Consider the following 12,376-nt stretch of genomic DNA (forward strand, 5'->3'; position numbering starts at 1 on the left):
GGTGGAGGCTGCGAGCTGGCCGCGGACTGTGGAGGTTCTCGGCGCAGGCGGCGGTTGCGGGTCGGGCACCTTGATCGCTCCGGGTCTGGTCCTGACGGCGTTGCACGTCGTGGCGCAGGCTGGTGGAGGACCGCCTGCGCCCGGTGGGCGGATCCGGGTATGGGTGCTGCGTGACCGGCAGGAACATTCGGTCGAGGTCGTGTGGGTCGGCGACCGGGATCTGGATGCGGTGCTCCTGTCCGGAGACCCGAGACGGCTGGGTAGGGACCTGGCACCAGTCCGATGGGGCGAACTGACCTGTTCGAGGCCGAAGGTCCAGCCGACATGCTCGGCCATCGGCTTTCCGCGGGCCGCATGGCGCACTGTCGTCCGCCCAGACGGTAGTCAATCCGTGGTGCACGGCGACCGGGAGGTCGTCGGTCATGTCAGTGCGGTGACCAGCCTGAACGCTGCGAAGTACGACGTCGACGTCTCGAATTCACTGGCCGGCGATGTAGGCGGCAAAAGCGGCTGGAGTGGTCTGTCGGGCGCTGGGTTGTTCTGCAACGAGATCCTCATCGGCCTGGTCGAGGCCGTCCCGGAAGCCTGGAGAAGCCGAACACTATGGGCTCTGCCCGTGCGGCGCCTGCTCGCGCTTCCCGACTTCACCGCCGTGGTGACCACGCACACGGGCATCACGCCACACTTGGAGTCCGCAGACCAGAGCCCTCTGTTCCACGCCCCACCCGTTCCTCACCTATCGCCGTCGTATCTGCTCTCACCGCAGGCCGAGGTCGTGCCATTCATGGGTATGGAGAAGGAGCTCACCGACCTGACGTCTTGGTGCACAAGCCGGCGAGTGGTGGACGTGGCCGTGATCTTCGGCCCTGGAGGCGTCGGGAAGACCAGGCTGGCAACTGAACTGATTCGGCGCATGACCCAGCGGCGCTCACCGTGGACGGCAGGGTTTCTTTCCGATGTACAGAGGGCCAGCGGGTCGCTGGAATCGCTGACGACAAACATGTGGCCGCTCTTGCTGGTCCTCGACTATGCAGAGACACGCGTGGACCAGGTTGAAGAGACGCTGCGTCTATTCATGGGTGCGCGTCACACCCATGACCGAGTCCGGATACTGCTGCTGGCCAGATCCGCACAGCAGTGGTGGAGGAATCTCCAAATGGAGTGGCAAGGCTCCACGGTGATGGAGATGGGCACCGTGGTGCGACTGACTGCGTCGGCGGCGCACTCGCGCGCCGGAGGTGCGCGGAACTTCGAGATTGCCACCCACGCCTTCCGCGAGCGCATCGCGCAACTTGCCGCAGTCGAGAACCTGTTGGCAGGATGCGATGAGCCCGAAGTAGTCTCCGAACCTCGACGCGAAGACCACTCAGCAGGGCCGGCCGAGGAACTCGTCGTCTCCATCCACATGGCTGCCCTCGCCCAGGTACTGGAACACGCCGTTGTTCCTTCCGCCGCCGACGTCATCCGTCCGGTCGATGTTCTCCTGGCCCATGAGAGCAGGTACTGGCGGCACAGCGTGCGCTCGCACGGTCTCGACGACTTCTTCCACCACCAGCGGGACTTGCTACGCGAACTCGTCGCTGTTCAACGAATCGTCGGGGCCGAAGAACGCCGAGACGCGTTGAACGCTGTCATCGCAGCCTTTCGCTTTCACGACCGAGACTTTGACCGTCCGCAGCTCCCAGATCGCGAGATCATGCGCCGCGTCGAGCAGATGCTTGCCGACCTCTACCCGTCGACGGACGGAGCACGCTGGGGAGCGATGAGCCCGGACATTCTCGCCGCTGAACTGATCGCTCGAGCAGACCGCGACAGCGACAGCGAGTTGGTTGTCAGTATCCTCCCCGACACCGGTCTTTCCACCGTCCAGCAGCACCGCGCCATGACTGTCCTTGCACGCGCCACCACACATCAGCCCACCCTTACCAACAGCGTCGCCCGCGCTGTGACCGCTGCGCCAGACATCCTCCTCGCCACCGCGGTCAATGTCGCAAGCGAGCTTCCCCCAAGTGATGCAGTCGCCTGGCTGAATGCCATCAAGCCCGCTGCCACTAGTCGGCCGAATGCTGGCGAGCACGACTCCACCGACCACCTCCGTCGAATCGACTCCCTGCTCGACCAGCTCGCGCCGTGCTCCAGCCCACCTGCCCCTCAGGCCCCCGCTGAGCCCACTGAGCCCACTGAGCCCACCAGCATGGAGCGTGACGCCAATCCCCGTAGCGGGACACCGGATACCACCACCCTCGAAGCCAGCGACGGCACCCCTGTCGCCACTGACCGGGGCACCGGAGAGCATGAGGAACACCTCCCCGTTCCCAGTCCTCTACCCTCGGCCCGAAAGGCTCGTCGTCGGGCCGCCCTCAGGCTCCACTTCCCTCCACAGGCCCACCCCGGCGCTCGAGAGCCGGTTCCCGCTCGGTTTCGGTTATCGAGCGGGGCATTCGCCGACCCTCGGAGGCAACAGAGGTTGGACCAGGCCCTGCGCTGCCTTGCTAAGGAGGCTCGTAAGTCCAATTCTTCCCTCCCCGCTGTGAATACGGTCCTTCTACGCGTGGACGGCACCATCGAGCTGAACCTGTCCACCGCTGCTCCGGCCATCACACCGTTCCGCTCACAAGGAGCCGACACGGTGTGGCGCTGCGGCGGTGACCACGTTCTGCCTCTCAGACCCGAGACGAATGCACCATCGGCCGCATACCCAGCCCTGGCACACCTGGGCTGGACTTCCGACGGAACGATCACACTCGTCGATCTTGAATATGTCGGACTCATCAATATCGAAGGACCTGCCAAACGAGTCCAGCCCATCCTCGGCGAACTGGCCATCGGGCTCACCAGCGGGTCCCGCGCCAGCCGTACGCAGGTGCATGCCCTAGGTATCCCTGCACGGGACATCGGCTACGCCAGACAGCACATCACACAGCACGCCACCCTTCAGGACGCTCTGGAAGCCACTCGTACGCACACCGAATCGGCCCGCTCCGCGCTCCACGCGCTGGGCTTTGATCATCCCCGTGACGCCCGCCTCCATGACCCATCGAATGACCTGTGGAAGCCGCTGATCATTCTTACCGGTCATCAGATGACCAGCGATGCCGCCACAGAGCTAGGCCACATCCTCGATGCCCGCCCTCAACCCTGCCTGGGCGTCGTTGCCCGCGCCTCATCATCCAGCCGCAACCTGGCCACCGAATGGACCGTCACTCTCGATCCGTGACCAATCCCTGCCGCTGCCGCCCGGTGACTAGAGGCACGGGCTCTGGGCTCGGCACGATGGCAGGCATTTCGGACTGCCCACGGGGAGATCAGGCCAGCGCCTAAAGGAAGCCATGCACAACCCGTATCGGCGCCACGATCCTTGGACGGCTGCCGAACCACGCACCGAGAAGGGGGACCAGCATGGCAATGTTCCGCCGCTCCATCAACGAACAGCACAACGAGACAGCCGAAGAGCTCACGCTGCTGCGCACCGAATTCGGACAGGAGCTGCGCACCGGTCTAGCCGAGCTCCGCGGCCTCAACACTGATCTCCGCCAACAGCTCGGCACCAGGCTGGAGAGCGGCCTGCAAGATATCCGGGACGAACTGCGCGAGCTCCACCGCGAACTCAACGATGTCCACAAGACAATCACCGAAGCACGCCGCGAATCGGAATCACTGCGTTTGGAGCTTGAGACTGCACGTCGTCAAGCCGCCGAAGCACGAACAGAACTTCCGGGTGGAGGCGCGGAGGATCCCAGCCCACTCGTTGTGGCATCAGCCCCCGAGGCCATGCACATGATCACCGCACAGCCGCCTGTCCTGGACGAGGAGGTAGCTCAGGCCCCGTCGGACTCCGAGCCCCAGGTGCAAGCCTCCATGCCCGCCAGTCAGTGGACGCTGGACGCCGTACTTGAGCAGGCGGCCGGCGTCAGCGCCGCAGACTTGATCTGCCACCGTGACGCATGGGCCTTCATCGTGGAACAGGGCGCCCGAAACGCTCACTTCCGTGTCCCGGGACTTGCCACCAGCGGTGACGACGCCGAGCAGACCAATGTGACGCTCTCCGGACGTACCCTCATCGCCGTCCTCAGCGCCCTGCATACAACCCAGCACTCACACGCGACCTCACGAGAAGACCGCGCGCTCGCCTCGACCTACTACAGCCGGATAGCCAGCGTCATCACGGACGCTCTCCCCGCACAGGGCGATGCCACGAGGACCCGCATCGTCATCGACGACCGCCCCCCGATCTCCACCGAGCAGTAGCCGCCGGCCCCGGTTCGCCATGCCTGAAGAACCGGGGCCCCAGGTGCCCACGACTGCGCTGGCCGGGACCGGTGCCCCCGAAGCGCCGCCCCCGTTAGGTGCGGCGAGACGGCCTGGATCAGGTCATACGACCCCACACGACCGCCACTCACCTCGCGAAGAAGGAACTGTCCCATGTACGGAGAAGCAGTCATGGCAGTGAGCACAGGAGCCGCCAGCGGTGTCCTCTCCTACTTGATCGAGGGGCAGGTTGACATATTGCGCACCCGGATCTCGGCCATCTTCCGTCGCAGCGGCAACCCACAAGAGGAAGCCACTGCCTTGCAGGTGCTGGATGAGCACTCCGTAGCCTTGACGCGGCGTGAGATCACCGAGCGCACCGTCACCGACACCTGGACCGAACTGTTCGCCGCCCTTCTCGATGCTCATTCCGATGCCAGAACCGGCATCGAGGAAGTGACGACCTCGGCGCCGACCAGGACGCTGAACATCGACTCCCAGCACAACCACGGATCCGGAGTCTTCATCGGCAACAGCCACTACGGCGATATCAACATCAACACCCGGGATGACCGGTGAGCACTGATGCTCCAACACCGCGCGAGCCAGCTACCGTTCAGAGCAATTACGGCAGCGGCCCCTTCATCGGCCGTGACCAGCACGGCGACATCAATATCCATCACGAGATCGACGCGCAGACAAGGGCCACACTCGCAAAACTGGGGAAGTCCGCGCCCGCGCTGTCTCAGATGCTCGAAAGGGCTCTGCGAGATGGCGTCATCTCACCTGACACGGTCAGCCAGCTTTCCTCGGCCGCCAGAAGCATCAACGAAGACGTCGCTGGTCAGATCGCACGCGCGTCCTACCGGATCAACGAGGACGTCGCCAGCCTCCTCACCCATGCGAGTCAAAGCATCAACGAGGAAGTTGCCAGCCAGCTGTCACAGGCCGCAGACCGACTGTCCAAGGCCTCTGCGAAGCTAGACTTCGACGCACTCTCTCTGCTCGTCAGGCGACTGGAGGGATTTGTCGACCATCACAACGACAACAACCTCAACGGGCTCGTCACACGGCTGGAGAACAGCATGGCGAATCTCAGTACGGCGACAGATCGGATCGGAAGCCTGAAGGGCGACAACCCTCAGACGGTGAGACTCGAGCAGGTGACCACGGTTCTCGCTGACATCGCAAAACGAGTCGAGGCGAGGGTGACCCCGCCTCCCCCGGTCGTTCTCCCTGACTGGGAAGGAAGATTGCGGTGGCTCGGAATCGGCGTTCTAATCGGCATCTTGATATCAATCCTCTACGCGGCCTACTCGTAGCAACGAGCCCATTCCGATCTGATCACTTGGCTGGTGCGACGGGATGACACCTTGGCGTCAGGAAGTGGTGAGCTTCCCCTCGGAAGGGCCATCGGTCGAGATCGACATGCATCGCCAGGCGCTTCGCGCGAAATACGCGCCGTTAGTCGATCTGACCAACTCACTCGGCGCTTCCTCGCCGAGCGCCTCAGGCGTCAGCACGACGCGGGGATCCCGCTGGCGTAATCTCCCTACCGGACCTGATGCGGCAAACTGGGATAAAGCGGTGACGTCGGTGGCCTCTGCTTGACTCACAGTCGAACTTGATCACCGAAAGCACCTGCCTGCAGCTCAGAGCCAACCCCCGGAAGCAACCCCCATCGAAGGGCATCCCTGACGAATGTTCAGCGTCAAGAGATGGATCTACATCTCCGCTCACTGGAACCAACGCCGCAACGGCCCTTCAGCTGGGTAGAGTTCACGGCGGTGGTCCACGAAGTCGGGTGGTGGGGTGGGAAGGCAATTCTTCATCGCCTTGGGGAGCGGCAAGTACTGCCATCTCCCGAAGGAGGAACAGCTAGCTTCCGTCCCTGCCGACGTGCGGGCGGCGACCGAGCTGTTCCAGGCGTTCGGCTACGAGCCCGCACTACCCGGCCTGGGCGACTACGACAGCGCCGACCAGATACGGCGCAAGCTGACTCACTGGTCGTCCGATGCCGATCTGACGGCCGACGACGTTGTCGTCGTGTACTTCGCGGGACACGGATCCGTCGAGGAACGCGACCGCCACTATCTGCTCTGCTGGGACTCACAGGAGGACGACCTCGTCTCCAGCGCCCTGGCCACCGAAGACCTCGTACGCATCCTCTGTCGCGGCGAGCTACGTCACCTGCTGCTGATCCTCGACACCTGCTCGGCCGGAGTGGGAAGCGCAGACGCCGCTGCGGTCGCGCTGCAGACGATCGCCTACCAGAGCACCTCCGGCCGCGCCTCGACCGGCCTGTGGTTCCTGGGATCGGCCCGGCACAAGGACATTGCGGAAGACGGCAAGTTCGTCACGGCCCTGATCGAAGCTGTCGAAACCACCGCCGGCAGAACCGGACAACGCCAGCAGTACCTGGATCTCACCGAACTCGTCAAAGCGGTCAACGAACAGTTCGACGCCGAAGGCCGCGGCCAGCGGGCCGAGTTGGCCAGTGGACTCGTGACCGGCCTCGCGCCATTCCTGGCCAATTCGAACTACCGGGAGGAGCTTCCTCCTCTGGGCACCGATCTGCAGGTCCAACGGCGCGTGGCGGACCGGGATCTGGACGAGCACTTCGGCCCCCGGTCGCGGGGCGTGGAGTTCGAGTCCGAACAGGGCCTGTACTTCAGCGGCCGGATCCGGGTGCTGTCCGAACTCGTCGACTGGCTCACCTCGCCCCACGGCGACGGTCGCGGAAGGGTGGTCACTGGCAGCCCGGGATGCGGAAAGTCGGCGGTGCTCGGACGCATCGTCGCCCTTTCGGACCCCGGATACCGGGCTCGTCTCGACCTCTCTGGTGTCGACGCCTCGACCGTGCTCCCCGCCGGGTGCGTCTCGGCCGCGGTCCACGCGCGGCACAAGCGGCTGGAGGAGGTGGTCGAACGCATCGCCACCGCGCTGGACACCCGTACCGACGGCCCTGCCGCTCTGCTGCAGGAGCTGACCCGGCGCGGGCGTCAGGGAGCGCCCATCGTCATCGTGGTCGATGCCGTCGACGAAGCAGGTTCGGACACCGCCGCAGATGCCGGCGGCCACGGTGAGCCCCGCCGGATCACTCGCGAGCTGCTGCGCCCCATGTCGGAAATTCCCGGCGTGAGGCTGCTCGTGGGCGCCCGCCATGAACTCGTCGGCCCGCTGGGCCGCACGTTCACGGTCACAGACCTGGATCAGGACGGCTACCGGGCCACGCAGGAAGACGTGTCCGGCTACGTCGCCCGAGTGCTGCTAGCCGGCGACGAGCCCGAGATTCCGACGCCCTACCGAGGCCAGGCCGACCGTGCCCGTACTGTCGCCGACGCGGTCGCGGCTAAGGCGGCCGGCGTATACCTCTACGCGAGGACGACGGCCCGCACCCTGCGCTCCGACTGCTCACCCGTCGACACCAACCGCACCGGCTGGGCCGAGGACCTGCCCAGCGAGGTCGGTGAAGCCTTCGACGACTACCTGGCCCGCTTCGGTCCGGACGAGGCCCGGGTACGCCGGATGCTGCTCGCGCTGGCCTTCTCGGAGGGCAAGGGGCTGCCCCGGGGCCACGTGTGGACCACGCTCAGCTCAGTGATATCGGGCGTCGTCTGTACCGAAGAGGACATCACATGGGCGCTGGACGTGGCGGAGGCATACGTCGCCGAAGTCATCGACGACGACCAACGATCCGCTTACCGCCTCTACCACAAGGCGCTCGCCGAGCATCTGCGCGCCACCGCGGACCGGGCGGCAGAGCAGGTACAGCGGTCGATCGTGCGGGCCCTGCGCTCGCTCGTCGCGAAGCCGGCCGACGGCCCGCCGGACTGGTTCGGCGCCGCCGGGTACGTCCGACGCCATCTGGCCACGCACGCGGCCGCGGGTGGCGTACTGACGGACCTGATCGAGGATCCCGGATTCCTCTTGGCCAGTGATCCGCGAGCCCTCCTCACGGCGTTCTCCTCCATCGAGGGCGACACGGCCCGGCGCATCCGCAGCGCGTACGAACACGTGGCACACCGGCTGGCACACGATCGCCCGATCGGGGACCGTGCCGCGGACCTGCAGCTCTCGGCCCGCCGGTGCGAGGCCGACCTGCTGGCCGACCGCATCGAGGACCTCTCCTTGGCCCGCCCATGGGCCGCCAACTGGGCCTGGTGGTCCACGAGCGGCGTTCACCGACTGCTCGCCGGTCACACCCGGACCGTAAGCTGCGTCGCTGTCGGCGCGCTGGACGGCCGTCCCATCACGGTCACCGGCAGTGTGGACGGCACGGCGCGGATCTGGGACCTGACGGCTCAGCAGCAGATCGGCGACCCCATGTCCGTCGGCAGTGCCGTGAGCTCCGTGGCCATCGGCGATCTGGGGGACTACACGGTGGCTCTGACCGGTGGCGACGACGGCACGGTCAAGGTCTGGGACCTCTCGGCGGGCCAGGAGTACGGCGCACCGCTGCGCGGGCACACCAACCGCGTGGCGAGCATCGCAGTGGGAGCCCTCCACGGCCGCGCGGTCGTGCTGACCGCGAGCGCCGACGGCACGGCGCGGTTGTGGGACCTGCAGGACCGGTGTCAGCTGGGGAGCGAGCTGACCGAGCACCGCCGTTCCGTCCTCGCCGCAAGTTTCGGCGTCCTCGACGGACGGCCGATCGCCGTCACCGGCGGGGACGACAAGGCGGTGTACGTCTGGGACCTGTCCGAGGTGGTCGACGGCGGGAGCGCCCGCGTGGACGGCAGTCCCCTCATCGGCACCGCGATGGGCGTCTCCGCGGTGTGCGTGACCGAAGTCGACGGCCGGACCATCGCTCTGGTCGGCGACCAGGCGGGCATGCTGAGCCGTTGGGACCTGCACGATCGCCGTCAGGTCGGGGAGCCGGTCAGCGCACACGTCTACTACAGCCGGAGCGGAGTGACCTCGGCAGCCGCCGGCCAATTCGGAGGTCGGCCCGTTGCGGTGACGAGCGGGCGCATGGAAGCCCGTGTATGGGACGTCCGCACCTTGCAGCAACTCGGGCCTCCTCTGCGCGGCCACGTCCACGACATCACCGCGGCGGCACTGTTCGACCAGGGCGACATCGCCCTCACCGTGACGGTGAGCGAGGACCGGACGGCACGCATCTGGGACCTGGCGGCGGACCAGCCCGCGGAAGGCCATGCCCGACCCGTGCTGGCCGCGGCCTACCACTCGTACCGGAGTCGGGACCTGGCCGTCACCGGGAGCGAAGACGGATCCGCCCGCCTGTGGGACATGGGCACCGGCCAGGAATGCGCCTCACCCCTGAAGGGCCACACCGGCCAGGTCCTGGCCGTCGCAGTCGCAGAGGTGGGTGGCTCACTCGTCGTGGCCACAGGCGGATCCGACACGACCGTGCGATTGTCGGAGCCGCTGCGCGCGGGGGCTTCGGTCGTCCCCCTGCTCGGTCACACCAATGCCGTCCGCTGCGCCGTCTTCGGTGAAGTGGACGGACGGCCGATCCTGCTCACCGGAAGCGATGACGGAACGGTGCGTCTCTGGGACGCACGCGATGGCACCGAGCTCTGTCCGCCGCTGACCGGCCACATCGGGGACATCCGGCACCTGTCGGTCCGACGGAGCGGACGAACACTTGAGGCCGTCCTGTGCACCTCCTTGGACCACGGATACCTGTGGCGCATCGAGCCCGGTCCGAGCCACCTGACCGCAACGCTCCGTTCCCATTTCGACGCGTCCACTCTCACCCCCGCCGCCCGGACCGTAGGAGTCGGGTTCCACCAGGGGCGTCCCGTCGTCATCGTGATCCTCGACGGAAACGCGGTCCACGCCCGGGACATGGAGACATCCGCCGTCGTCGGTGGCCCCTATCTCGGCCACACGGGCTTCGTCGCGGCAGCCACACTCGGCTGCATCGGCAGCAGGACGGTCATGGCAACGACCTCGTGGGACAACACGTTCCGCGTCTGGGACCTGATGTCCGGCACCCAAGAGGGTCCGGCCCTGGCCAGTTGCAACAACCTGGCCCCGGGTTCGCAGGCTCCGCCCGTCTTCGGACGGATCGGGAACGTCCCGGTGATGATCGGCGTCGGCGCCCTCCAGGTCCGCCTGTGGAGCCTGACCACCATGCAGCCGCTGGGCGAACCCTTGTACGGCCTCGAACAACATCTGCTGTCGGCCGACATCGCCCGCACCGCCGACGGCCGCGCCGTGGTCGTGGCGGGCAGTCTCGACGGTGCTGTGCGCGTCCACGATCTGGAGACCGGCCGACAGACCGCCGGCCACCTGACCTCGGGGGCGTCCTCCATCTACCACGCCGTCACGGAACCCGTCGACGGCGACTCGATCGTGGTGCGCAGCAGCTGGACCGATGTCGAGGTATGGGGTCTCGGCACACGTCGCAGACTGGCACGCCGCGCCGGACTCTCGTGGCTCGCACGCGCCGGCGTCCTTGAGGGGCGCCCCGTCGTGATCTCCGTTGCCGGGGACTACACCCTTCACGCCTGGGACCTCGCCACGGAAGCTCCCGTATGCCCGCCCATGCCGGGGCACACGGCCCTGGTCAGCGCACTGCGGGCCGGGCAGGTGGAAGGCGTGCCGATCGTGGCCAGCGCCTCGTACGACGGAACCGTACGCCTGTGGGACCTCCGGACCGGACGCCCTCACGGGGAGGTCGGAACCGGCTACGAGATGGGGGCGACCGCACTGGATCTGGCGGTGATCGGCGGGCGCGACCACCTCGTGACCGGAGCCGGAGACGGCCGGGTCCGCATGCTCCCCTTGGACGGCTCCTCGTCCTCCGGCATCGAGCTGGACCGGTTCCCGGCCGGGGTGCGACGCGTGCGCGTGACGAACGTGGGTGGCACTCCTACGCTCGTCGCCGCCGACGGGTACGGATTGGTACGCGTCTGGGACCTCGAAGCAGTCACCCTCCAGGCGGAGATCAACGTCGGCAGCGGGATCAACGGTGTCGCCGTCGACGAGGCGGGCCGGATCTGCGTGGCGACAGACATGGGGCTGGCGGCCCTCCGCCTCACCCCCTCAGCCCATAAGGAACAGGGGGATTCCCGATGACCCGCGTCGTCCTCGTCCACGGCATCGCGCAGCAGCTCAAGGGGCCCGAGACGATCGCCGAGGCATGGCTTCCGTCCCTGAACGACGGCCTCGCCCTCTCAGGTGCAGACACACTGGCTCGCGACGACATCTCGGTCGCCTTCTACGGTGACCTGTTCCGGCGACCCGGTCACCGCGGTCTGGGCGAGCCGCCCCTCGACGCGTCCGACGTGGAACCCGGACTCGAGCACGAACTGCTCCTCTCGTGGTGGGAGGCGGCCGCGGCCGCCGATACCCGTGTACCTGGACCGGATGCCACTGGCCGGCTACGTACCCCCCGCATCGTCCAGCGGGCGCTCAACGCGCTCAGCCACTCGGCCTTCTTCGCCGGCCTCGCCGAAGGTGCGATGATCGGCAGTGCGCGCCAGGTCCGACGCTATTTCACCGAGCCAGACGTCCGCCAGGCGGCCGGAGATCGCCTGGCTAGCGCGGTGACCAGCGAGACGGCAGTCATCGTCGCCCATTCCCTGGGCGGTGTCGTCGCCTACGAGACGTTGTGTGCCCACCCTCAGTGGCAGGACCTCACGCTGATCACTCTCGGGTCCCCCCTCGCCGTACGCGGCCTCGTTTTCGACCGGCTACAACCCGCGCCTCATGGAGGAACAGCCCGCTGGCCGGTGCCCTTGAAGCGCTGGATCAACATCGCCGATCACGGGGATTCCGTGGCTCTGGTCAAAGAGCTCGCACCGTCATTCGGAACCCGTATCCAGGACCAGACGGTCAACAACGGCGCGCATGCCCACGATGTTCGCCCCTACCTGACCGCTCGCGAAACCGGACTCGCTCTGGCAGAAGCGCTCGGCTGAGCCGTTCGGTCCAGCACCGCGGACCAGGTGATCGGATCGGCCAAGCAACAATTGTCAGGCCATCTCGAACCGACGAGATGATCTCTTCCTGCGAGGCGCCCATCCCTGCAGTTGGCGAAATGCAACGATTCTGACGCAGTGGCACCGGAGTAGTGACAGACTCCCCGCAGCAGCAGGGGAGGCTCCATGGGTTTCGGTTTCCGCGTTGGTATACCCGGACTGAGTGTGCGTGT

General features: G+C 66.7%; 6 protein-coding genes. All 6 read left to right on the forward strand.

Features of this window, described 5'->3' with window-relative positions:
- The first annotated feature begins 1 nt into the window (after position 1).
- The 6 genes from AB0D46_RS07885 to AB0D46_RS07910 all read left to right on the forward strand — a co-directional run bounded on the left by AB0D46_RS07885 (position 2) and on the right by AB0D46_RS07910 (position 12,143).
- On the forward strand, positions 2-3,217 hold the full coding sequence (locus AB0D46_RS07885) for a trypsin-like serine protease (protein WP_362876409.1): 3,216 nt from the start codon (positions 2-4) through the stop codon (positions 3,215-3,217).
- A 182-nt stretch (positions 3,218-3,399) separates the two neighbouring features.
- The gene (locus tag AB0D46_RS07890) at positions 3,400-4,248 is read left to right on the forward strand and encodes a hypothetical protein (RefSeq protein WP_362876410.1); all 849 of its coding nucleotides are present in this window, start codon (positions 3,400-3,402) and stop codon (positions 4,246-4,248) included.
- 174 nt (positions 4,249-4,422) lie between these two features.
- Positions 4,423-4,827 carry a hypothetical protein gene (locus tag AB0D46_RS07895; RefSeq protein WP_362876411.1) on the forward strand — a complete coding sequence of 135 codons (405 nt, stop codon included), beginning with the start codon at positions 4,423-4,425 and terminating at the stop codon, positions 4,825-4,827.
- Positions 4,824-5,570, forward strand: a complete 747-nt coding sequence (locus AB0D46_RS07900; protein ID WP_362876412.1) for a hypothetical protein — start codon at positions 4,824-4,826, stop codon at positions 5,568-5,570. Before AB0D46_RS07895 ends, AB0D46_RS07900 begins: the two co-directional genes overlap by 4 nt.
- Before the next feature lie 490 nt (positions 5,571-6,060).
- Complete coding sequence (locus AB0D46_RS07905; RefSeq protein ID WP_362876413.1) at positions 6,061-11,298, forward strand: caspase family protein; 5,238 nt, start codon at positions 6,061-6,063, stop codon at positions 11,296-11,298.
- Entirely contained in the window at positions 11,295-12,143 is an 849-nt protein-coding gene (locus AB0D46_RS07910; RefSeq protein ID WP_362876414.1) for a hypothetical protein, read from the forward strand. The genes AB0D46_RS07905 and AB0D46_RS07910 overlap by 4 nt, the downstream gene beginning before the upstream one ends.
- The last annotated feature ends 233 nt before the right edge of the window (positions 12,144-12,376 follow it).

Origin of the sequence: Streptomyces sp. NPDC048383 (genome assembly GCF_040651775.1) — a bacterium.
GTDB lineage: Bacteria > Actinomycetota > Actinomycetes > Streptomycetales > Streptomycetaceae > Streptomyces.

What these genes read in the sequence shown, in the direction of transcription:
- AB0D46_RS07890 (WP_362876410.1), top strand. Translation starts at nt 3,400, where the DNA reads ATGGCAATGTTCCGCCGCTCCATCAACGAACAGCACAACGAGACAGCC.
- AB0D46_RS07895 (WP_362876411.1), top strand. Translation starts at nt 4,423, where the DNA reads ATGTACGGAGAAGCAGTCATGGCAGTGAGCACAGGAGCCGCCAGCGGT.
- AB0D46_RS07910 (WP_362876414.1), top strand. Translation starts at nt 11,295, where the DNA reads ATGACCCGCGTCGTCCTCGTCCACGGCATCGCGCAGCAGCTCAAGGGG.